Origin of the sequence: Bradyrhizobium cenepequi (assembly GCF_020329485.1) — a bacterium.
GTDB classification, from domain to species: Bacteria; Pseudomonadota; Alphaproteobacteria; order Rhizobiales; family Xanthobacteraceae; genus Bradyrhizobium; species Bradyrhizobium cenepequi.
Map to the genome: position 1 here is coordinate 41,695 of NZ_JAGKJI010000021.1, position 20,877 is coordinate 62,571.

The following is a 20,877-nucleotide window of genomic DNA, read 5'->3' on the forward strand; positions in this document are numbered from 1 at the left end:
GTTGCTGCCTTTCGGCGTCAGCGTCTTCATGGACCGGTGGTTTGCCTGATTGCGAGGAAGACGAAGCAAGGTTCCACGACCAAATCACTGGGCTGGCTGAAAAGTCTACGAGATGCCGCGTGCTATGGTCGTGGAATATACTTTGGTGGCACGTCATCCTCGACAACAAGATCAAAACGGTTCGCGTTGATCATCGCGAGATAGCAAAATTCACCGAACATTGACATCGGCACTTCTGGCGAGCGGCCGGAGCTTTGCAGCATCAGGCTTCGGGCCAAGTGATATGCATGTATGTCTGCCAGTTCGAGCAGTGGATGGCTCCTAGGCGCTAGAAACTCTGGAGCCGGGACGTGGTTGCCATGACATAGCAGTTCGTGAGCAAGATAGTGACGCGACCCTAGGAAACTGTCTCGTGACCATCCCTCGATGTGCGGAAAGTGCCTCACCTCCTTGACAGCTTCCAAGAAGAATCTCGGGATCAGACCGTTCCCCGTGCCATGGAAAATAGCAGACGAGAGCAATGCCAAATGCGCGATTCTCTTGGCATCCTTTCTGGCGTGCCTTTCTGCGTCCTGATCAGTCATTCGCTTTCGAAATCCAAAGACAGCCGTATTCGACGAATAGCGCTGTGCATTCTTAAATATCTGCGCACAGTTGCAGAAGAACGTGTGGACATCACCTTCAGTCAAATCGGAGAAGCGCTCAGATTCTGTCCGCCACCTACGGTTTGCGAGTTTTGTGCAATGAACGGTCCATGTCGCTGGGTCTAAATCCGGCAATAGCTTGCACTTAGCTTCCTTTAATCCATTTACGAGGTCCCGAATGACACCGTTAGTGCCTCCGACAAGCGTGTAGCATTCCACAGCATATCCCTGAGTTTCCCTATTGGCTTCGTCACCGTACAGCCACAGGATTCCTCGCGGAGGTTTTGGGTCGAGCGGAATGCTAACCTTGCTGCCGCATTCGCAAGTTTGAATAACGCTCTGCTGAATCCAGGCACCTTTTTCAGCTGGAGTATTGTCCGAAAAGATCGGACCAAAGGGTTCTTTGTGACGCCTCCACAAGTCCGCCTTTACCCGGCGCCCACACCCACAAGGTGCTCCAGCATCTGCTACAGCCGCCGGAAGAAAGGGAGGGCCGAGGTCAGCGACCTGCTTGCGCGAACGGTTGCTACTCATGCCCCCAACCTTCTCCTTCGCATTTTGCTTGGTCTCTTTCGTTGCTTCTTCCTTGCTTGCTTCGCTTTCCATTTGTCGCGCCGAGCCGGTGCAGGACCAACCGCCCTCGAGGCCGTGCTCGTGCTCGAAAAGACAGCTCGAGTTTTGTCGGTCATGGCGCTGAGCGGACTTAACGCTTTGATACAGGACACGACGGTCAGCTGTAATCAACCTTGATGTTGCCGGCCCTCTCCTCGCGCCTGATGAAGTGTCCCCCGCTGGCAATCAAAGCGATTTCGACGACACCATTCCCGCGCCAACTGGACAGCACACTTGGCCCCACGGACAAGGCCAAGGAATGCATGGTTGCGGTCGGGTGTAACAGGCCAAGCGAATTCTTCGAGAAACTACCAGATAAACCCAAACGGGACCGCGATGCCGGTGCCGGTGATTTGCGAGAATTGCGATTCGTAACAATAGTGCTCGAGTGCGGAGGGAGTGTACCATCGGCGCAGAGCGTTACGAACATGCCTGAGCTGGCCTATAGACGAGCGAACCTCAACCAGTCACACGTAGCTGTAATTCAGGCACTACTTGCGGCCAAATGCTTCTCGCAAACCCGCCCTATGTGCGCCCGAAAGCGCACCAGACAAGCCGCGCGCGGGGATTTGACTGCATCCAAGATGTTGTTTTACCATGATTTTTTACGGGCAAGAGCTGGAGCGGGTGAAGGGAATCGAACCCTCGTATTCAGCTTGGAAGGCTGCTGCTCTACCATTGAGCTACACCCGCGCGCGGACGATCCACTATCATGCCGGGAGGGCGGCCTCAACCGCCCTGAGCCGTTACAAACAGCCAGGTTCCAGCCGATTTGCCTTTGCGGCCTTAACAGGCGCGGATCGGCTGCCTATATTCGGCGTCCCATCAACAACGAAAGGAGGTGATCCAGTGTCTTATCTCAAGCGCTGTCACCTCGCTGGGATCGCCCGCTAAGCAGTCCAAAGCTTGGCATCGGGGCGCTCTCAGCCCTGGACCAGCGAGCACGAGAATCGGACGCGGCGGGAGTAATCCCGCCGCGTCTTTGTTATTGGCTTATTGACCCGGCCTTGGATGCGTCTGGATCCTCGTGAGGTTGGTGCGCGGCTTTGTTTCGCGCGCTGCGCATCACTTACTTCGTCGATGGCGGCTTCAGCGGCCCATCGACCCAGCGCCGGGTAGTCGCAGATTTCAAGGGATCGGGTTCTTCGCAACCTGTACTGCCATGCTCGACACAGTTGCTTGGCTTGGCCGTATCATGGATTGCCCTCGCAGGTTTGTCACGTGCGGGACCAGGCTTCCTGCTCACGATACACTTCAGCATTTCCAACATGGTCTTGCGTCCAATCTTTCTGCACGGCGAAACCGAGCGAGCAAGTTTGGTGGCGAGGCCGCGACGGCGGCCGCCGTTCTCGTCACTGGACATTGAGGTCTTTGCCAAGGCGACGGAAGATGAGATTGGTCATGCGCATCCGTGCAATTGGTCATCACCCTGTAGATCGCGACGGCGACGTTCAGGGCTGAACTTGCCGCGTGGATCAAACGGAGCGTCGGCCGGCAGCCGCATCGCCATTGTCTTGCGAAAGCGCGGCCAGATATCTGCGAAGCTCGTCGATTGAGCGGAATTCAAACGTCTGGCCGGACAAGGTCGCAACGATCGTCCCATCGGCTCGCAGTTCGTAGTCCATGTTGTTGACGGTGCCGGCCCGGATGACCGCAAAGGCCTGCCGGGCATCTCGGGCGACAGTTTCTTTCGGCTTGATCAGACCTGCAGGGGACGGACGCTCCAGTATCGCGGTCGGGATGACCGGAATGGCCTCGGCGGTCGCCGCCTTCGGCTTCTCAACATCCGCCTCCAGGGCGTCTCGCATGCTGTTGAGTTGCCGGATCACAAGACGCTGCGTCCCGATCATGAATCCGGAGGAAACGAAGATCAGTCCGCCGATCAGCAGGGAGCTTCCGAACTGTGTGTCCAATGCCCGAAATCCGAACAAGACGGCGGCCAAACCGGCTCCAATGAATGTCAGCGCAGCAGTCCAGAGTGTGAGCATGCACCCTCGCATTCGCTTCACCCCTACGTCTGCTCTGAATAGATTTTGCGCCCACGCTCGGTGGCCGTCGCAAAGCGCATCGTCGTGCTGAGTGTCAGCAGACCTGTGCGCGCGAGTGACGCGACGGCTCGCCGCGAATGAAACGGTCCCGATTTGCTCGTGGCATATCCGCGCGGATAGAGCTGCAAGCGTCCCGCGAGTGCGGCGTTCAGTACGGCTTTCTGGCTCGCGCTCAGGGAATGACGTTTCGGCGGGCTTGCTCTCTCGGCCATATCGCCTTGTCGTATGCGCGACGATTTTTGCGGCGCGATCTTCATGGCTTTCCCCGACTTTGCACTTTCGCCGACCAGAAAGCGCATTTCGAGGAGTGGAAGCATCTGGCGAAAGTCAGGATCGATCGTGACGAAAGTCATATTTGTTTGCGATCGGCGTGGGCGTACGCCAAAATGGCCGACCTCGCTTGGAACTGGTTTGAGCAACGAATGATCGACCTCAACGCGGAGTTGCTTCCGGCCGCAGAAGCCGACGTCATAGGGCTTGCCATTGTCGGAGCCGACAGGACGATGCTCCAGAAAACCGGACGGTTGGTCGAATGGCTTCCGGCGATCGGTGCGGACTGCTGCCAGTGCATGCTGCTTGTCGGGATGGAACCCGAATTGACCGCCTTGGCTGAGGGGCAGCGGGAGGTGCTCGCGCTGGCCGGCGTGCGTGGCGCCTCACCGGGGCTGGACCATCCGGTGACGGCGGTCTTCCTTTGGAACAAGGATCGTTCGCATTACCTTGTGATCGCGATGCTTGATTTTGCGGCCCGTCAGGTCGAAGTCCTGCTCGGAAGCGAGCGCCGCGCCCGACGCCTGATAGAGCAACAGCTCGAGGCCGCAAGTTCGGAGGTGCGCTTCGCCTCGCTTGCGCGGACACGTCTGCGCCTGGCGCGCGACCTTCACGACACGCTGGTGCATTCGATCATGGCGCTTCTGACCCAGATCAGATTGACCCGGCACTTTCTGTCAACCGATCCCGCTCGCGTGTCTGATGGCCTTGCGACCGCTGAGGAAGCGGCGATCAACGGCCTGGCGCGTGCGCGCGAAGCCATTGCCCGCCTGCGGATCCCCGATGAACCTGAGCTTGCGCCGGACGCTGAAGGCATGCTGTCCGACTTCGCGGAGCGCACCGGCGCCGAGGTGTCGGTGCACATCGAAGACGGAGCTCGCGAAGGACTGCGCACCTACGGGACGACGGTTCAGCGCATCCTCATCGAGGCGCTGCGTAACGTCGAGGCACACGCGAAAGCACGGCGAGTTGCGTTTCGCGCGAGCGAAGATCGGACTGCAGTCGCCCGGAGACTCGTTGTCGAGATCAGCGACGATGGATGCGGTTTTGATCCGTCCGTCTCGAAGCCTGGACATTTCGGGTTGATCGGAATGGTTGAATTTGCTGAACTCGTTGGCGGAGAGTGCTCGGTGGAGAGCTCGCAGGGAGCGGGAACGCTGGTTCGGATATCGCTGCCAGTGGCCGGGCTGCCGGTTGCGCCGTCTTCAGGCACGTTGACCGATTGAGCAACTTGGCGCCGCATGCGGCGTGCAGCATCTTCACAAGGACCAAGGATCGCCCTGTGAGCAGTATCGAAAAGATTCGGGTGCTGATTGCCGAAGATCAGGCGCTGATCAGGGAAGGTCTTGCTACGCTCCTCGCGCAACAGAACGACGACTTCGAGCTTCTCGCGGGCGCGGCCGACGGCGAGCAGGCGATCGAATTTGCGCGTCGATATCGGCCCGACGTCATCCTGATGGATTTGCAGATGCCGCGCGTCGATGGCATCATGGCCATCCAGAGGATCCTCCGCGAGTTCCCGCAGACCAACATCGTCGTTCTCACCACTTTTGAGACAAATGATTTGATCTTCGAAGCCGTCAGCGCAGGTGCGAAGGCATATCTGCTGAAGGACGCGAGGATCGATGAGATCGCAACGACGATCCGGGCGGTGATGAACGGTCAATCGCGGCTTTCGCCAGGAGTTGCTGCGCGAATTCTTGGCGAGTTCAAGCGGCTGCGTCGTCCGCTCGCCACGGCGAAGCTACCCGTTCGGGATGACTTGACGGCGCGTGAGAATGAAATTCTCAGGCTGATCGTTGAGGGCAAGAGCAACACCGAGATCAGCGAGCAGCTGCACTTGGCTGAAGGTACGGTAAAGAACTATGTCAGCGTCATCCTGGAGAAATGCCAGGCAAAGAACCGAACAGAATTGGCAATAAGGGCAATAACTTAAACGCAGGGGAGCGGCGGCCGACATCTGGCAAATCATGAATTTGTCCTCTTCCGATTGATTACTTTTTCTGGGCCGAACGGCTTTTGGCTGTGGCGTCGCTTTCAATTTGCTTTTTCCGGATGGCGGCAGACTTGGGTAGCGTCGGACAAGGAGTAACTATGAAGGGTATCGAGCAGCAGGGAAAAGGGACGAGCCGAATTGCAAATTCGGCGGTCCCGACCAACGGGGCCGAAGCGACTTCGCAGGGCGAGGCGACGATCGATCAGGTCCGTGCTCTCCTGTTTGGCGGAGCGCAGCGGTCGATCGAAAATAAGCTGACTGACTTGCGCGAAGAGCTGCAGGCATCCCTCAAGCAAGTCCAGGCTGACCTGGCGAAGGAACTGGCCGCGGTTCAAGCAAAGGTCACGGAACTCGAGCGGGATACCGAGGTGAAGCGGCTCGCCTCGCTGAGAGATGTCGGCACGGCGATCTCGCAGCTCGGTGCAACCATTAGTGGATTGGGATCCGGTCTCACGGGAAAATAGTATGGGAGCTCCCGTCGGCCAGAACCGGGAGATCGAGCAGCTCAAGACATTGCTGTTTCAACCGGAGGCGTCGCGTCTTCAGGAGCTTGAAACCAATGTCGCTCGCCTTCAGCAATATGTGGGCACTGCGGACCGACTCGAAGCGGCAACGGCAGATGTATTGGTCACGGCGTTGGAGCGGGCGGAAGTCAGCCGGCCGCGGGAGCTCGCCAACGCAGTCGCGCCCCTGGTGATTTCTGCGATCAGGAGCGAGATCAGAAATTCGCGCGACCTGATGGTTGATGCGCTCTACCCCATTACCGGCCGGCTGGTTAGTGCCGCGGTCGCAAATGCCTTCAAGGAACTGGTGGCGTTTCTGGAACAGCGCATCAGCGCGCTGACCTCCGCTGAACTCTGGATCGGGCGCATCAAGTCGCTGGTGACCGGCCGTCCGATCAGCGAGTTCGTCTTGGCCGACAGCAACCCGCCCCGAGTGAAACGGTTGCTGCTGCTCGAGCGCGGCAATGGACGGTTGATCGCGGCCTGGAAGCGCGACGAGTCTCCGGACGAACGCACGGACCTGCTCAGCGCAATGGTGGCCGCGATTCTGGAGTTTTCCCTTCAGGCGTTAGCTGGAGAAGGCAACCTGCAAACGCTCGATTTCGGCGGAAGGGAGATCGTGCTTCGCGCATCGCCGCAGTTCGTCCTCGCAGCAGAGTGCATCGGTCCGCTTCGCCCCGCCGATAATGCCAAGATCAATTCGCTTTTCTTCGACACGATCGAGCGCATTGACAGCGGCGCGAACTGCGATGCGGCAATGCTCGCCTCATTGGCGGCTTCCATCGAATCCGGTCATTTCTCGCGCAAGAAGAGCCGGCGGGGAAGGGTCGTTCTGTTCATCCTGCTTGCCCTCTGTGCTGCGGTGCTCGTCTGGCTCGGTGGAATATGGGTGACGAGGAGCATGCTGGAGCGCAGGACGAATGCGGCACTGGAGCAACTTGTCGACGAGCAGCCGCTGCTTGCGTCGTTTCCGCTTCGGCTGGACTTTGATCATCGTAATCGAAGTTTCTCGGTTTCCGGCATCGCGCCCAGTCAGCTCGATGTGTCGCCGTTGACCGACACGCTGGCCAAGGCCGCAGCTCCGTACCGGCTTGTCAACCGGATTGGTGTCGTGCCTGGGCTGGAGCAGTCGGCGGCATTGCATTCCTCCGTCGCGACCGCGCAGCAATCCCTTGCGCGTGCGCAGGCGCGTATCGACGAAACGCTTGTAACGATCGCCGCTGAATCGAAATCCCGAAACGAGGAATACGCCAAACTGCGGGAGCAATACGCCAGGCTGAGCGAGCAATATGCGAAGCTGCAGTCCGTCGTCGACGGCCCGGCCTTGCGCCTTCAGGGCTTCATTGCTTCGACGGCGATCTTCTTCGGCAATGAGGACGAATTTCTCGATAGTGGGCAGGCCGAGCAGCAGCTTCGAGACCTGGCCGAGTTGCTGGCGAACAACGACTTGCGAATTCGAATCGTCGGATATGCGGACGAGAGCGGATCGGACGCCACCAACCGGACGCTGGGCCGCAAGAGAGCAGAGCAGGTGATGCGGAGATTGACGTCGCTCGGGGTAGAGCCTTCGAGGCTATTTATCGTTTCGCGCTCGTCGTCAATGCCGATCACCGACCGGGTCGGCGCGGCGATTGGCGGAAATCGCAGGGTCACTTTTGAAAACGCGTTCCGAGCCGAAGTTCGCCGCTGATGCTTACCGCAAAAGTCATGCTGCTCGGCGATATGGGTGTCGGCAAGACCTCGATCTTGTACCGCCTCGTGTACGATCGTTTCGAGGGGCAATACAAGTCGACGCTAGGCGTCGAGGTTCTCAGCCATGACGTCGCTCTCGCACCCGGGAACGGGAGCGAACCGATGCGTCTTGTGCTCTGGGACACGGACGGCGATTTTGGAACGCAGATTTTCGACACCGTCTACGTGACGGGTGCGTCAGCCGCGATCATCGTATCGGACATAACGAGGCCTCAAACGATCACGCGGATGATCGAATTGGTGCATGGCTTCGAGACAAGGTTTCCGGGAAGGCCGTACAAGGCCCTGGTAAACAAGATCGATCTCCCGGAAGCGGCAGGAAGCGCCGGACGTATCGGCGAGCTTGCGAAGTCGAGCCTCAAGCTCGTGAGCGCGAAGACCGGCGACGGAATTGCGGAAAGCTTTGCCGAGCTGACCGAAACGATTCGCCGCCGACAGCTCTAGCGAGCGTGACTTCGTCGGCCGCCCCGGCTGCGGGTGGACTTCGTTGGGTGCCGGGGCGGCCGCGTTCGCCGCGCTCGGGGGACACAGCGAACTGTCAATCTGAACCACGTCGTTCGACCTTCCGAAAGTGACGGAAGTCATCTTCCGCCTGCAGATCGGCCAGCCGAGCGTCAGCGGCATCGCGGAAGCAGAGCAGATGCCATGTTCGAAGGACTAAGGAAATCCGCACGAAGGGGTGGGGCAGTTGACGGCACGATCGGCATCATTGCCGGCGGCGCCTTTGGCGTGATCGTGTCATCGATGGTCAGCGATTTGATCACGGTCGTGGTCGCATTCGTGGTCATCGGGGTACTTAAACAGGCGGCCAGGACTTTGCGCGCCGCGCGCACACTGCAAATTGATCGAAACGGGAGGCCGGTGTATCAAGCTGCGGAAGATTTTGTTCGCAGGAAACGGAAATGGCGGCAGGGGATTTAGACGTTCTGATTCGGTCGATGGCAAAAAAGCAGGTCAAGGCCTTAACCGATGCCGCCAGGAAGCGGCACGGCCATCTCATGGGAATGGCCGCCAAGGCCAAAGACAAGGAGACCAGGGATCGCCATAAGCACCTCGCCAAGAACACGCTCGCGTCGGCAGCGGCGGCGGCGAGGCGGCTGCAAATCACGGCGGAGAATGTGGCTGACAGCTATGCGCGATCGATAAAGAAGGCCGCCGAAGAAAAGCCGCCGGCAAAGCCGGCCAAGAAGAAAGCCTGATGCCGCCGGGCGCGTGACATCGCCGGCCCGCGAATGCGGCGCGGGTCGCGCTCCGCTGACACAAACCCATTTCATCCGTAACCATTCTTTCGCTGTTCGAAGCCGAAGCGTAGCGATGCTTCGCCAAGGTCCTCCTTGAGCCGGCCGGTCCTTCTCGAGGCGAGATGGTCTTCCGCGCCGATGTTCACGCTGGAGGATGACATGAAAGTTCTCATCGCTTGCACGCCTGCAACCGGGCATCTCAATCCGCTGCTTGCGGTCGCCCGCGGCCTTATCGACGAGCGACACGACGTTACATTCCTGACCGGCAGCGTGCTGCGGCCGCGGGTGGAGGCCATCGGTGCAGGCTTCCGGTCGCTTCCCGCCGGTGCCGATTTCGATCTGCGGAAGATCGATGAGGTCGCGCCGGAGCTGAAGAATATCGAGCCTGGACTGGAATGGCTGCGCGTCGCTATCGAGCGTTTCTTTGTCGAGACCATGCCGCCGCAATATGCCGGACTGCAGCAGCTGGTGCACGAAATGCAGCCCGATGTCATCGTGGGCGACGACATGTTCTTTGGCGTACTTCCGATGCTGCTCGGTTCGCGTGCGAATCGGTCTCCGGTGGTGCTGTGCGGGACTTCGGTGCTGCACTCGGCCCGTGATGATGGTGCGCCGCTCTTTCTTGGACTTCCGCCCGCAACCACCCAGGGCGAGCGCGACAATTATGCCGTTATCGCCAAGGAATATGACAGTGTGGTCAACGAGCCCGCAACGCGCCGGATAAATGAGCTCCTGGCAAAACTTGGCGCGCGGCCGTTGTCGACAGTGCTGTTCGAGTCCGTCGTGGAATTGGCCGACGCCTATCTCCAGCTTTCGGTGCCGAGCTTCGAGTTTCCGCGAAAGCTGTCGCCCACGATCCATTTCGTGGGGACACCTCCGATCATTCCGAACCAGGCGCCGCTGCCGCCATGGGCTGGTGATCTCGACGGCACGCGCAAGGTGGTGCTGGTGACGCAGGGGACGGTGGCCAATCATGATTTCGGTCTTCTCGTCGCGCCGACGCTCGCTGCCCTTGCGGACGAGCCCGATCTGCTCGTGGTGGCGACCACGGGCGGCCGTCCGGTCGACACGATCCCGGGCGTGATTCCGTCCAATGCACGCGTGTCCAGCTACCTGCCGTTCGAGTGGATCCTGCAAAAGGCGGATGTGTTCGTCACCAATGGCGGCTACGGCAGCGTCAATCAGGCCATGAGCTTTGGAATTCCGATCGTGAGTGCCGGGCTGACCGAGGACAAGGCCGACGTGAACGCGCGCATCGCGTGGTCCGGCGTCGGGATCAATCTGGCGACCAATCAGCCGGATCCGAAGGTCCTGCGCGGGGCGGTTCGGGCCGTGCTCGAGCAGCCCGCCTACCGCATGCGGGCCGCATCGATGGCCGATGAGTTCGCCAAACGCGATACGCGATCGCTGATCGTCCGCATCATCAACGAAGCGGCAACAGGAAAGAAAGCGCCTACCCGTCGCAAGGCCGCGGCGGCGTAGCTTCGCGCCGCATCCATTCGCTATCGTTCGGGGGATCAATGCTGAGCATTGATCCCCGATACCGCTATCGCGCGGAGACCATCTGGCTGCGAATGTCCTGCGCGGTCTTTTTCAGCGGGATCAGGTATCTCTTCTTCGCGGCAGCCTCGCTCATCGTGCCCGAGATCATGTTGATGCTGATGGCGGCGACGACGGCGCCGATCTGGTCGCGCAGCGGCACTGCGATGCCGCAGATCGCTGGGTCAAGTTCACCGTCGACCCAGGCGTAGCCTTCGGTCTCCGCGCGCGTGAGAATTTCGCCGACCCGCTGCGGATCGGTCACCGTGCGTGGCGTCACCGGCTTGAAGTCTCCGCTCGCAAGATAGGCGGCCCGCTTCTCGGCTGGAAGTGCGGCAAGCAGCACACGGCCGAGCGAGACGAGATGCGCGGGCAGGCGGCTGCCGATGCCAAGGTTGGTGGAAAGAATCCGCCGCGCAGGGAGCCTCAGCGCGTAGACGATCTCGCGTTCGTCGAGCACGGCGAGCGCGCAGGATTCCCCGATTTCGTTGCGCAAGTCCTCCAGCGCGCGCTGGGCATAGCCCCAATAGGGTAGCGCGTTGAGATACGACAGGCCCAATCCCAATGCCCGCGGCTTCAGCGAAAAATAGCGGCCGTCGGCAGCGCAGTAGTTCAGCGTGACGAGCGTTGCCAATATTCGCCGCGCGGTCGCTCGGCTGAGGCCGGCAAGCTGCGCGGCTTCGGCGAGGGTATGGCGGCCCGGAGGTTTTCCGAGCGCTTCGATGATCATGAAGCCGCGCGCGATCGAGCGCACGAATTCATCGCTGTCCTTGCTCATTGCGCATGCCGGGTTGGCCCTTGCCAGGTTCGGCCGGGTCGTTTAGGGATTGGTTCGTAAAACGAACGAAGAGTTCGCCAGACGAACAAATAGGGGAGTGGAGCGGATGGCGCAAGCGTCAAGCGTGCGAAGCGGAGACTTCGAGACCGATTTCTGGAAGGACGCGAAATCGCGAAAGGTCTGGGACGAGATCGTGCCCGGCGAGCCGCGCAAGACCCTGCCGTACAAGCTGACGCAGGAGGCGATCACCTTGTTCTGCAAGGCCGTCGGCGAGACCAATCCGCTCTATCTGGACGAAGCCGCGGCAAAGGCCGGACCTTATGGGGGCCTGGTCGCGCCGCCTTCGATCCACATCCTCTTGATGTTCGCCTGCACGCCCGCCGACGACTGGATGCGCAGCCCGGGCACCGTGAACGCCGGGCAGTCGTGGAGCTACAACATTCCGGCGCGACCAGGTGACACCATCACGCTGCAGGCGCGCGCCCTCGACAAGTTCATCCGGCGCGAGCGGCTGTTCGTGGTGCACGACAACGTCTTCTTCAACCAGCATGGCGACGTGATCTGTTCAGGTCGCGGCCAGACCATTCGTCCGGCGTGAGGAGTGCAGGCGATGACAGTCAGTTTCGATCAGCTCAAGGCCGGCGACGGCATCGAGGGGCCGAAGTTCGCGGTGTCGCGGGAGTCGATCCGGTTATTCTGCGACGCCTCGCTGGATTACAATCCGCTGCACCTCGACGAGGGATACATGAAGGGCAATTTCGGCAAGACCAATTTCGGTGGCATCATCATGCACGGCATGAATAATTTTGGTCTGCTCACGCGCATGCTGACCGACTGGGCGAAGCCGCCAGGCGCCATTCATCGTCGCCTCGAGACCCGCTGGCTCAAGCCGGTACGGCCCGGCGACACGATCCAGCCCACCGGCATCATCAAGTCCAAGCAGGTCACGGCCAAATCCCGCTGGGTGCTGATCGATGTGATGGTGAAGAACCAGAATGGCGAGCAGGTCGCGGTCGGTGAAGCCATGGTGGAGTTCCCCGTCGCGACCGCGGCAGCCTGATGCATGGCGGCGCGAATGCGCGCAAGGATACGACGATGAGAAAGCTGGCTGCGATCGCTTGCTCACTGCTCTTCCTTGGCATTGCACCCGCGGCATCGGCGCAGGATCTGCCAAGATCGATCAAGATCGTCGTGCCGTTCCCGGCGGGAGGCACGACCGACATTCTCGCACGCTACGTGGCGCAGTCGCTCGAGATCAAGCACGGCATCACCGTGATCGTCGACAACCGCCCCGGGGCATCGGGCGTGATTGGCTCGCAGGCCGTGGCCACGTCACCTCCCGACGGCAGCGTGCTCCTGCTCACGGCGACGCATCACGTCATCAATCCGAGCCTGCGGAAGAGCTTTCCTTACGATACCCGCACCGCGTTCGCGACCGTCGCGGTCATCGCCACCGCGCCGAACGCCCTGGTCGTCAGTCGCGATTTCGCCGCCAGGAATGTCGGCGAGCTGGTCGCGATGGCGAAGGCACAGCCAGGCAAACTGTCATTCGCGTCCTCTGGCATAGGCGGCGCCAACCATCTATCGGGCGAATTGTTCAAGCAAATGGCGGGCGTCAATATCGTGCATGTGCCCTACAGAGGAGCGGCCCCTGCCATGAACGATCTGATCGGCGGCCATGTGCCGATCATGTTCGACACGTTGCCGACGGTGATCCCGGGAGCCGCGGCCGGAACGCTCCGCGTGCTCGCGGTGACAAGCAGGGAGCGCGCACCGACGCTACCGGACGTGCCGACGCTGGATGAAGTGGGCCTGAAGGGTTTCGAGGCGACGTCCTGGTTCGGACTTTACATGCCGCACGGCGGTGAGTCCGCCGTCTACGGCAGGCTGGTCACCACTATCCGGGATGTGCTCGCGGATTCCGCTATCAAGGAGAAGTTCGCGAGCCAGGGCGTCGAGCCGGGCAAGCTGTTCGGCTCCGAATTCGCGAAGTTTGTTGATGCCGAGATCGCAAAATGGAGTCGCGTGGTCGAGGCCGCCAATCTGCACCCGGAATAGTCCTCACATCAGCGGCGAGACCGCGCGACGCCCAGCCGGTCATCGCTCGGCCTGTTGGGGGAATTCCAGCGTCCAGTTGACGCCCGCCGCGGAGAAGTCGAGGCTGCCGCTGCCGTTCAGGGCGCGGGGCACGATCTGCTCGATCACGACGCGGCCGAAACCTTGCCGTTGCGGCGGCGTCACGGCGGGGCCGCCCTTTTCGGACCACGAGAATCGAACGCGGTCGTCGCCTTCCTCGGCGTGCCAGCGGATCACCACCTCGCCGTCGGGCGTCGACAATGCCCCGTGCTTGGAAGCGTTGGTCGCCAGTTCATGCAACGCCAGGCCCAGATGCTGCACGGCGTCAGGTTTGAGGATGATCGCAGGGCCGTCCGCGTCGATGCGCCCCGAATTGGCTTCGTCGAAGGGCCGCATCTGCGACGACACCAGATCGCGCAGCGAGGCGCCGCGCCAGCTATCCCTGACCAGGAGATCATGACAATGCGCCAGCGCCTGCAGCCGCTCCAGAAAGCGTGTCCGGTATTGCTTGACGTCCCCGGCATATTGCGCCGTCTGGTTGGCGACCGCCATGACGACGGCGAGCAGGTTCTTGGTGCGGTGCGATAGCTCCTCGATGATGAAGCGGATGTGCTCCTCGCGCCGCTTCTGCTCGCTAATATCGATGTGGGTGCCGATCCAGCGATAGACGGTCGAGGTTGCATCCCGCAGCGGGATCACCCGCGTCAGGAACGGACGGTAGCGCCCGTCCTTTCCGAGCAGCGACAGTTCCATTTCGAGCGGCACGCCATCGCGCAGCGAATGCGCCCAGCGGCTCTTGACCTCCGGCTGCGAGGCAGGGGAGAGCAGAGCCTGCCAGTCATGAACGCTGCCGGCTTCCACCGGCACGCCCGTGTAGTCGCACCATTGGCTGTTGATCCAGAAGATCCGGCCGTCGGCGTCCGCCATCCAGACCAGTTGCGGAATGGCATCGGCCAGCGTGTGAAACTGGCGTTCGCTAGCCAAAAGTGCGGCTTCGGCGCGCTTGCGTTCGGTGATCTCCTCGGCGGCGACATTGACGCCGATGATGTCGCCACGTGGTCCCCGGTGCGGATGCCAGTAGGTGATCCAGGTACGGTGTTCGACCTGGTTGGGGCGCTGCCCCGCCACCTCGACGCCGATCACCGGTTCGCCGGTCGTCATCACCGAACGGACGATCGCTTCGATCGAGCCGGCGAGCGCCGGCACGCACTCCCGCACCGTTCGTCCAAGATGCCCTTCGACGGAAATGCCGCATATTTCGGTGAGCCGCTGGTTGATATGCAGGTAGCGGCAGTCCGGCGAGAGGAATGCGAGCCCGATCGGCGCAGTATCATAGATCAATTGCAGCGCGGGCTGCTCGGCGAATGGCAGGCCGGCCAAGGGGAGGCTCGGCAAATCTGCCTGCGGCTGGGCGCGTACATCATTAGGCACGGAATGCCTCTTTAACGCTTCTCCGTCCGCCGCCACCCCCTGTAGCGACACAACCCTACACCGGCCTCCCGGCCCTGTGTCAACCGATCCAGCCGCATGCATCCTCTGCTTTCAAGTTGTTGAAAATAAATAGAAAGTTCATGCTAGCGGCGCTAACCCATGGAGGACGCGGATCGCCGGTCGCCTGAAGCTAGGCGGATGGCTTCATGCCGAGAGCGCAGTACTCGCCGTTCGAAAATAGTGTATCCGCTGTTTCGAGGGCGCGGTCGGACCTCTGTTCCCGCGCGACAAGAGCATAAGTTTCTTCGGAGGAAGTTTTCATGTCGGCTCTGCCACTCTCGGGCATCAAGATTCTCGACCTGACGCGTGTGCTCGCGGGTCCGTTATCTGCGCAGATGCTGGCCGATCTCGGCGCCGAGGTGATCAAGATCGAGCGTCCCGGCACCGGCGACGACGCGCGCGCCTTTGGTCCGCCTTACCTGACCGATCCGGAAGGCAAGGAGAACAACAACAACTCGTTCTATCTCTGCGCCAACCGCAACAAGAAGTCGGTCACGGTCAATATCGCCAAACCGGAAGGGCAGGAGATCATCCGCGAGCTCGCCAGAAACGTCGACGTTATGATGGAGAACTACAAGGTCGGCGATCTCAAGCGCTACGGGCTCGACTATGAATCGATCAAGACAATCAACCCGCGCATCATCTATTGCTCGGTGACCGGCTTCGGCCAGACCGGCCCCTATGCGCCGCGCGCCGGCTATGACGCGATCTTCCAGGCGATGGGCGGGCTGATGAGCGTCACCGGCCACATGGATGGCGAGCCCGGCGCCGGCCCGATGAAGGTCGGCCCCTCCATCGTCGACTACATGACCGGCATGAACACCTCGATCGGCATCCTGTCCGCGCTCTATCATCGCGATGCGAGGGGCGGGGAGGGGCAGCATATCGATGTCTGCCTGTTCGACACCGTGATCGCCTCGCTCTCGCACTACGCGCAGATCTATCTCGTCAACGGCAAGACACCGCCGCGCCGCGGCACCTGGGGCAATGGCGGCATGCCGGCCGGCGTGTTCCGCTGCACCGACGGCGAACTGATGCTGGTGGTCGGCAATGACGCGCAGTTCGAGCGCACCTGCGCCGTGCTCGGCGAGCCCGATCTCGCCAAGGATCCGCGCTTCATCAAGAACAACAACCGTGTCGTGCATGGCAAGGAGATCATGGCGATCTTCGCCGGCCTGTTCCTCAAGAAGCCGGTCGCCTATTGGCTGGAAGAGCTGGAGAAGGCCGGCGTGCCGTCCGGCCCGGTCAACGATTTCGCGCAGGTGTTTGCCGATGAGCATGTCCGCTCGCGCGGCATGGAGATCAAGGTCGACCACCCCTTCGAACATTCGCTGTCGCTGATCCGCAACGCGCTCACGTTCTCGGCCACGCCGATCAAGGACTACCGCGCGCCGCCGCTGCTCGGCGCGAACACCAAGGAAGTGCTGACGGGCAAGCTCGGTTATGACGAAGCCAAGATCGAGGGATTGAAGGCGGCGGGGATCATCTAACAACGATCCGGGACGTCACCGCGCGTCGCGTGCGAGCACGCGCGCCGGCGCCTTGCTCGCCGTATCGCCCATCGTCAAACTCATCGCTGCGACAGAGACCACGCGCTCGATGATCGCTTCGACATCGTCGACGTCGCATTTGCCTTCCGACAGCTTGGTGAGCCGCTCGCTGTCGCGCACCGTCTGCTGGGCCATGGCGAGTGCGAAGTGCAGGCCCCAATAGAGTTCGACATCGCTGTGTCCGGGGAGGGACCGCCGCATCGCCGCGATGAACTTGCGCAAGTGGTCGATCTCGCGGTTGCGGATGCGGCGGATCGGCGGCACGGATTCGATCGAGACCCGTATCATGAAACGCGCCGCGGTCGAGCGCTGGTTCTCCGGGCCGAGACAGCCGCGCAAGGTCGGGCCGACAAGGGCGCGCAGCACCGCATCGACGGAGGCCCGCCCGCCACCGTCTTCCTCGGCCGCTTGCAATAGCCTCAGTCGTTCGCGGTTGAGCTGGATGCTGCGGGTGACGAACAGTTCCGCGATCAATTCGTCCTTCGAGCCGAAGTGATAGTTCACCGCGGCGAGGTTGACGTTCGCCTCCGCGACAATGTCGCGCAGCGTGACGTCGCCGAAGCCGCGATCGGCATAGAGCCGCTCGGCAGCGGCAAGGATGGCGGTACGCGTCTGGTCGCTGGCCATTGGGTCTCCCGCCTCGTCGAGGGAGTTGCATTTCAAACATTTGTATGAAACTATCGTTTGAAGGCCGGAAAATGTCAATCTGCGGAATGCGCGGCTGGCGTTCTGGCACACCACATCCATTGCCGTCCGCGATCGGGCCTTGCGGCGCACGGGCGGCAGGAAGACAGTGCGGCCCAAAGTCTAGGAAACGAGGAGCGTCCCATGGATTTCACGATGTCGGACAAGCAGAGGGAATGGCTGAACCGCGTGCAGTCGTTCATGAACACGCATGTTCGCCCGGCGGTGCCGATCTACCGGAAGCAGGACGAGGAGGGGCCGCGCTGGAAGGTGATCCCGATCCTCGAGGAGTTGAAGAAGAAGGCCAAGGCCGAGGGTCTCTGGAACATGTTCCTGCCGCCGTCCTCGCACGACGATGACGAATTTCATGGCGCGGGACTGACCAATCTCGAATACGCGCTGCTCTCCGAGGAGATGGGGCACATCACCTGGGCGTCGGAAGTCTTCAACTGCTCCGCGCCCGACACCGGCAACATGGAAGTCCTGTTCCGCTACGGTAGCAAGGAGCAGAAGCGGCAGTGGCTGCGGCCGCTGATGGACGGCGAGATCCGCTCCGCCTTCCTGATGACCGAGCCCGCGGTGGCCTCGTCGGATGCGACGAACATCGAGACCCGCATCGAGCGCGACGGTGACCACTATGTGATCAACGGCCGCAAATGGTGGTCGTCGGGCGTCGGCGATCCCCGCTGCAAGATCGCGATCCTGATGGGCAAGACCGATCCGACGGCGGCCAGGCATCAACAGCAGTCGCAGATCTTGGTCCCGCTCGACACTCCCGGCATCAAGGTGGAGAAGATGCTGCCGGTGTTCGGCTTCGACGATGCGCCGCATGGCCATGCCCAGGTGCTGCTCGAGAACGTGCGTGTGCCAGCCTCGAATCTTCTGCTCGGTGAAGGCCGCGGTTTCGAGATCGCGCAGGGCCGCCTCGGCCCCGGCCGCATCCATCACTGCATGCGCACCATCGGCAAGGCCGAGGAGGCGCTGGAGAAGATGGTGAAGCGGCTGATGTCGCGCACCGCCTTTGGCAAGAAGATCATCGAGCACTCGGTTTGGGAGCAGCGCATCGGCGAGGCCCGCACCAACATCGAGATGACGCGCCTGCTTTGCCTCAAGGCCGCCGACATGATGGACAAGGTCGGCAACAAGACCGCGCAGCTCGAGATCGCCATGATCAAGGTTGCGGCGCCTAACATGGCGCTGAAGATCATCGACGAAGCGATCCAGGCCTATGGCGGCGGCGGCGTCTCCGACGACGCCGGATTGGCGAAGGATTACGCGGGTATCCGCACGCTGCGGCTGGCCGACGGTCCGGACGAGGTGCATAACCGCGCCATTGCCAGACTTGAACTTCGGAAGTATGCAAACACTGCACACTGACCGGGAGCACCACGATGGCGCTCCCCAAGAAGAGTGAGGGAGCGTCATCGTGGCGGACGGCGTCAGGAAGGACGAAGAATTTTCCGGGACCCGGGAAGTCGAGGAGCGGCATCGCATCGACGAGGCAAGTCTTGCCCGCTGGATGCAGGAGCACGTCGAAGGCTTTCAGGGACCGCTGAAGGTCCTGCAGTTCAAGGGCGGCCAGTCCAATCCGACCTATAAGCTCGAGACGCCCGGCCGCGCCTATGTGATGCGGCGCAAGCCGTTCGGTAAATTGTTGCCGTCCGCGCACGCGGTCGATCGCGAGTTCCGTGTGATCGCCGCGCTCGGCAAGCAAGGCTTCCCGGTTGCGAAGGCCTATGCACTCTGCACCGACGATTCCGTGATCGGCGCCACCTTCTACATCATGTCCTTTGAAGAGGGTCGGGTGTTCTGGGATCCGACGCTGCCGAGCCAAACGGCGGAGGATCGGCGCAAGATCTTCACCAGCAAGATCGAGACGCTCGCGAAACTCCACGTCTTCAATCCCGAAGCGATCGGGCTCGGCGATTTCGGCAAGCCCGGCAACTATTTCGCCCGCCAGATCGATCGCTGGACCAAGCAGTACCGCGCGTCCGAGACGCAGCACATTCCGGAATTCGAGAAGGTGGCCGAGTGGCTGCCGAAGACCGTGCCGCAGCAGGAACGGGTCTCGATCGTCCACGGCGATTATCGCCTCGACAACATGATCTTCCATCCGACCGAGCCGCGGGTGCTGGCGGTGCTGGACTGGGAATTGTCGACGCTCGGCGATCCCATGGCCGACTTCACCTATCTGTTGATGCAGTGGACCATGCCGGGGCTCGACGGCGCTGATATCAAGGCGCTCAACATTCCGAGCCTGGAAGAGGCCGCGCAGATCTATTGCAACGTCACCAAGATGGCGGTGCCGGATCTGAACTGGTATTTCTCCTACAACCTGTTCCGCCTCGCAGGCATCACGCAGGGCATAGCGGGCCGGATCCGCGACGGCACCGCGGCGAATGCGAAGGCGATCGAGTCCGCCAAGCGCACGGTGCCGCTGTCCCAGGCATCATGGGAATACGCGCAAAAGGCGGGCGCGACGTGAGAGAAGATATTGTGGCGCGATCTTTTTGGATCGCGTCATGTTTGAATAGAGCGAGCCGTGATACCACTCCACCTCTCCCATAGGGAGAGGTCGGCGCGTAGCGCCGGGTGAGGGGTTGCGGTCTCTCGATAGAGCGAGATCCTCTCACCCGAATTGCTGCGCAATTCGACCTCTCCCCGCTGGGGAGAGGTGAGGCACTTCCGACGCGGCACCAATTCGATCGAATTCCATCAATGCTATTGTAGCTGACTTGGCCCTTTCACTTGGCGCTTTCCCCGAACTTACGCGGAAGCCTGTTCATGGCGGTGGCCACCGCAGGCTTCACCATCAACGATGCGATCACCAAGGTCGTCTCGTCGGAGATGAACTTCGGCCAGGTGATGCTGGTGCGGGGCGTCTTTGCCATTGCGCTGATCGCGGCGTTGGCATTGCATCAGGGCGCGATGCGGTCGTTTCGAACGCTCCTGATCAAGCCGGTTGCGCTGCGGGTGATCGGCGAAGTCGGCGGAACGGTCTCCTATCTTGCTGCGATCTCGCATTTGCCTTTGGCGAATATCTCCGCGATCCTCCAGGCGCTGCCGCTGCTCGTCACGTTGGGCGCAGCGCTCGCATTCGGTGAGCCCGTCGGCTGGCGGCGCTGGCTTGCCATCATTGCCGGCTTTGTCGGCGTTCTCATCATCGTTCGGCCCGGCGCCGAAGGCTTTAACCAGTTCTCGCTGTTCGCCCTGATCTCGGTGATCTTCTGCGCGTTGCGCGATCTCGCGACCAGACAGATACCGGCGCAGATTCCATCGCTGTTCGTTACCTTCTTGACGACCGTCACGGTGACGACCACCGGCGCGGTCATGCTCGTTCCACTTGGCGGCTGGACTCCGCCATCAGTGAGCGCGCTCGGCCTCCTGGCGATGGCTGCGGTCCTGGTCCTGATCGGCTACCAGTGCGTCATCATGGCGCTGCGCACCGGCGATATCTCGGCGGTGGCACCGTTCCGCTACCTCGCGCTGCTCTGGGCCATGCTGCTCGGCTATCTCGTCTTCGGTGATGTGCCGGACGCCATGATGATCCTGGGTGCGTCGATCATCGTGCTGTCAGGCCTCTACGCGTTCTACCGCGAGCACAAGCGCAAACGGCCCGTGGCAGCAGGCGCATCTGGCCTGCCGCCGGATGGGCTGTGACCGCCGGCCGGCCTTGGCCGGGCCGGTCTCGAC

Annotated in this window: 21 protein-coding genes and 1 tRNA gene; 15 read left to right on the top strand and 7 right to left on the bottom strand. The window is 61.4% G+C overall.

Going from position 1 to position 20,877, the window contains the following annotated elements; genetic code table 11:
* Nucleotides 1-122: 122 nt before the first annotated feature.
* From J6497_RS21635 to J6497_RS21650, 4 genes are all read right to left on the bottom strand, one after another.
* The gene (locus tag J6497_RS21635) at nt 123-1,250 is read right to left on the bottom strand and encodes a hypothetical protein (RefSeq protein WP_225706300.1); all 1,128 of its coding nucleotides are present in this window, start codon (nt 1,248-1,250) and stop codon (nt 123-125) included.
* Nucleotides 1,251-1,875: 625 nt separating this feature from the next.
* Nucleotides 1,876-1,949 (bottom strand) — tRNA-Gly (locus J6497_RS21640).
* Nucleotides 1,950-2,731: 782 nt separating this feature from the next.
* Nucleotides 2,732-3,169, bottom strand: coding sequence for a hypothetical protein (locus tag J6497_RS21645; protein ID WP_225706301.1), 438 nt, complete (start codon nt 3,167-3,169; stop codon nt 2,732-2,734).
* Nucleotides 3,170-3,267: 98 nt separating this feature from the next.
* Nucleotides 3,268-3,657 carry a hypothetical protein gene (locus J6497_RS21650; RefSeq protein WP_225706302.1) on the bottom strand — a complete coding sequence of 130 codons (390 nt, stop codon included), beginning with the start codon at nt 3,655-3,657 and terminating at the stop codon, nt 3,268-3,270.
* 69 nt (nt 3,658-3,726) lie between these two features.
* Between J6497_RS21650 and J6497_RS21655 the strand changes: the two genes are divergently transcribed.
* The 8 genes from J6497_RS21655 (at nt 3,727) to J6497_RS21690 (ending at nt 10,548) form a co-directional block, all read left to right on the top strand.
* Nucleotides 3,727-4,800: a sensor histidine kinase gene (locus J6497_RS21655; RefSeq protein ID WP_225706303.1), complete on the top strand. Its 1,074-nt coding sequence runs from the start codon at nt 3,727-3,729 to the stop codon at nt 4,798-4,800.
* A gap of 56 nt (nt 4,801-4,856) precedes the next feature.
* Nucleotides 4,857-5,510 (top strand): response regulator transcription factor, encoded by a 654-nt coding sequence (locus J6497_RS21660; RefSeq protein ID WP_225706304.1) that lies wholly within the window; start codon nt 4,857-4,859, stop codon nt 5,508-5,510.
* A 158-nt stretch (nt 5,511-5,668) separates the two neighbouring features.
* Nucleotides 5,669-6,034 (top strand): hypothetical protein, encoded by a 366-nt coding sequence (locus tag J6497_RS21665; RefSeq protein ID WP_225706305.1) that lies wholly within the window; start codon nt 5,669-5,671, stop codon nt 6,032-6,034.
* Nucleotide 6,035: 1 nt separating this feature from the next.
* The gene (locus tag J6497_RS21670; RefSeq protein WP_225706306.1) at nt 6,036-7,763 is read left to right on the top strand and encodes an OmpA family protein; all 1,728 of its coding nucleotides are present in this window, start codon (nt 6,036-6,038) and stop codon (nt 7,761-7,763) included.
* Complete coding sequence (locus J6497_RS21675; protein ID WP_225706307.1) at nt 7,763-8,269, top strand: ADP-ribosylation factor-like protein; 507 nt, start codon at nt 7,763-7,765, stop codon at nt 8,267-8,269. Before J6497_RS21670 ends, J6497_RS21675 begins: the two co-directional genes overlap by 1 nt.
* 201 nt (nt 8,270-8,470) lie before the next feature.
* Nucleotides 8,471-8,746: an MscL family protein gene (locus J6497_RS21680; RefSeq protein ID WP_225706308.1), complete on the top strand. Its 276-nt coding sequence runs from the start codon at nt 8,471-8,473 to the stop codon at nt 8,744-8,746.
* 17 nt (nt 8,747-8,763) lie between these two features.
* A complete protein-coding gene (locus J6497_RS21685; RefSeq protein WP_225706309.1) occupies nt 8,764-9,024 on the top strand; it encodes a hypothetical protein in 261 nt (86 codons plus the stop codon).
* A gap of 201 nt (nt 9,025-9,225) precedes the next feature.
* The gene (locus tag J6497_RS21690; RefSeq protein ID WP_225706310.1) at nt 9,226-10,548 is read left to right on the top strand and encodes a glycosyltransferase; all 1,323 of its coding nucleotides are present in this window, start codon (nt 9,226-9,228) and stop codon (nt 10,546-10,548) included.
* Nucleotides 10,549-10,612: 64 nt separating this feature from the next.
* Here J6497_RS21690 and J6497_RS21695 read toward each other — a convergent pair whose 3' ends face one another.
* Complete coding sequence (locus tag J6497_RS21695; protein WP_225706311.1) at nt 10,613-11,383, bottom strand: IclR family transcriptional regulator domain-containing protein; 771 nt, start codon at nt 11,381-11,383, stop codon at nt 10,613-10,615.
* 106 nt (nt 11,384-11,489) lie between these two features.
* Here J6497_RS21695 and J6497_RS21700 point away from each other — a divergent pair, with 106 nt between their 5' ends.
* The 3 genes from J6497_RS21700 to J6497_RS21710 are packed head-to-tail and all read left to right on the top strand — an operon-like array spanning nt 11,490 to nt 13,441.
* Nucleotides 11,490-11,981, top strand: a complete 492-nt coding sequence (locus tag J6497_RS21700; protein WP_225706312.1) for a MaoC family dehydratase — start codon at nt 11,490-11,492, stop codon at nt 11,979-11,981.
* A 12-nt stretch (nt 11,982-11,993) separates the two neighbouring features.
* Nucleotides 11,994-12,443 carry a MaoC family dehydratase gene (locus tag J6497_RS21705; protein WP_225706313.1) on the top strand — a complete coding sequence of 150 codons (450 nt, stop codon included), beginning with the start codon at nt 11,994-11,996 and terminating at the stop codon, nt 12,441-12,443.
* A gap of 35 nt (nt 12,444-12,478) precedes the next feature.
* Entirely contained in the window at nt 12,479-13,441 is a 963-nt protein-coding gene (locus tag J6497_RS21710; RefSeq protein WP_225706314.1) for a Bug family tripartite tricarboxylate transporter substrate binding protein, read from the top strand.
* Nucleotides 13,442-13,480: 39 nt separating this feature from the next.
* Here the strand turns inward: J6497_RS21710 and J6497_RS21715 are convergent, their stop codons facing one another.
* The gene (locus J6497_RS21715) at nt 13,481-14,890 is read right to left on the bottom strand and encodes a PAS domain-containing protein (RefSeq protein WP_225706315.1); all 1,410 of its coding nucleotides are present in this window, start codon (nt 14,888-14,890) and stop codon (nt 13,481-13,483) included.
* A 320-nt stretch (nt 14,891-15,210) separates the two neighbouring features.
* On the opposite strand from J6497_RS21715, the gene J6497_RS21720 reads away from it, so the two are divergent.
* Nucleotides 15,211-16,440: a CaiB/BaiF CoA transferase family protein gene (locus J6497_RS21720; protein ID WP_225706316.1), complete on the top strand. Its 1,230-nt coding sequence runs from the start codon at nt 15,211-15,213 to the stop codon at nt 16,438-16,440.
* A 15-nt stretch (nt 16,441-16,455) separates the two neighbouring features.
* Here the strand turns inward: J6497_RS21720 and J6497_RS21725 are convergent, their stop codons facing one another.
* Nucleotides 16,456-17,127: a TetR/AcrR family transcriptional regulator gene (locus J6497_RS21725; RefSeq protein ID WP_225706317.1), complete on the bottom strand. Its 672-nt coding sequence runs from the start codon at nt 17,125-17,127 to the stop codon at nt 16,456-16,458.
* A gap of 201 nt (nt 17,128-17,328) precedes the next feature.
* On the opposite strand from J6497_RS21725, the gene J6497_RS21730 reads away from it, so the two are divergent.
* The 3 genes from J6497_RS21730 (at nt 17,329) to J6497_RS21740 (ending at nt 20,844) form a co-directional block, all read left to right on the top strand.
* Nucleotides 17,329-18,561 (top strand): acyl-CoA dehydrogenase family protein, encoded by a 1,233-nt coding sequence (locus J6497_RS21730; protein ID WP_225706318.1) that lies wholly within the window; start codon nt 17,329-17,331, stop codon nt 18,559-18,561.
* Between the two features lie 49 nt (nt 18,562-18,610).
* Nucleotides 18,611-19,669 (top strand): phosphotransferase family protein, encoded by a 1,059-nt coding sequence (locus J6497_RS21735; protein ID WP_225706319.1) that lies wholly within the window; start codon nt 18,611-18,613, stop codon nt 19,667-19,669.
* Between the two features lie 263 nt (nt 19,670-19,932).
* Nucleotides 19,933-20,844 carry a DMT family transporter gene (locus J6497_RS21740; RefSeq protein WP_225706320.1) on the top strand — a complete coding sequence of 304 codons (912 nt, stop codon included), beginning with the start codon at nt 19,933-19,935 and terminating at the stop codon, nt 20,842-20,844.
* Nucleotides 20,845-20,877 lie beyond the last annotated feature (33 nt).

What these genes read in the sequence shown, in the direction of transcription:
- J6497_RS21695 (WP_225706311.1), bottom strand. Translation starts at nt 11,383, where the DNA reads ATGAGCAAGGACAGCGATGAATTCGTGCGCTCGATCGCGCGCGGCTTC.
- J6497_RS21700 (WP_225706312.1), top strand. Translation starts at nt 11,490, where the DNA reads ATGGCGCAAGCGTCAAGCGTGCGAAGCGGAGACTTCGAGACCGATTTC.
- J6497_RS21635 (WP_225706300.1), bottom strand. Translation starts at nt 1,250, where the DNA reads ATGGAAAGCGAAGCAAGCAAGGAAGAAGCAACGAAAGAGACCAAGCAA.
- J6497_RS21710 (WP_225706314.1), top strand. Translation starts at nt 12,479, where the DNA reads ATGAGAAAGCTGGCTGCGATCGCTTGCTCACTGCTCTTCCTTGGCATT.
- J6497_RS21725 (WP_225706317.1), bottom strand. Translation starts at nt 17,127, where the DNA reads ATGGCCAGCGACCAGACGCGTACCGCCATCCTTGCCGCTGCCGAGCGG.
- J6497_RS21675 (WP_225706307.1), top strand. Translation starts at nt 7,763, where the DNA reads ATGCTTACCGCAAAAGTCATGCTGCTCGGCGATATGGGTGTCGGCAAG.
- J6497_RS21720 (WP_225706316.1), top strand. Translation starts at nt 15,211, where the DNA reads ATGTCGGCTCTGCCACTCTCGGGCATCAAGATTCTCGACCTGACGCGT.
- J6497_RS21650 (WP_225706302.1), bottom strand. Translation starts at nt 3,657, where the DNA reads ATGACTTTCGTCACGATCGATCCTGACTTTCGCCAGATGCTTCCACTC.
- J6497_RS21680 (WP_225706308.1), top strand. Translation starts at nt 8,471, where the DNA reads ATGTTCGAAGGACTAAGGAAATCCGCACGAAGGGGTGGGGCAGTTGAC.
- J6497_RS21670 (WP_225706306.1), top strand. Translation starts at nt 6,036, where the DNA reads ATGGGAGCTCCCGTCGGCCAGAACCGGGAGATCGAGCAGCTCAAGACA.
- J6497_RS21730 (WP_225706318.1), top strand. Translation starts at nt 17,329, where the DNA reads ATGGATTTCACGATGTCGGACAAGCAGAGGGAATGGCTGAACCGCGTG.
- J6497_RS21655 (WP_225706303.1), top strand. Translation starts at nt 3,727, where the DNA reads ATGATCGACCTCAACGCGGAGTTGCTTCCGGCCGCAGAAGCCGACGTC.
- J6497_RS21690 (WP_225706310.1), top strand. Translation starts at nt 9,226, where the DNA reads ATGAAAGTTCTCATCGCTTGCACGCCTGCAACCGGGCATCTCAATCCG.
- J6497_RS21705 (WP_225706313.1), top strand. Translation starts at nt 11,994, where the DNA reads ATGACAGTCAGTTTCGATCAGCTCAAGGCCGGCGACGGCATCGAGGGG.
- J6497_RS21665 (WP_225706305.1), top strand. Translation starts at nt 5,669, where the DNA reads ATGAAGGGTATCGAGCAGCAGGGAAAAGGGACGAGCCGAATTGCAAAT.
- J6497_RS21685 (WP_225706309.1), top strand. Translation starts at nt 8,764, where the DNA reads ATGGCAAAAAAGCAGGTCAAGGCCTTAACCGATGCCGCCAGGAAGCGG.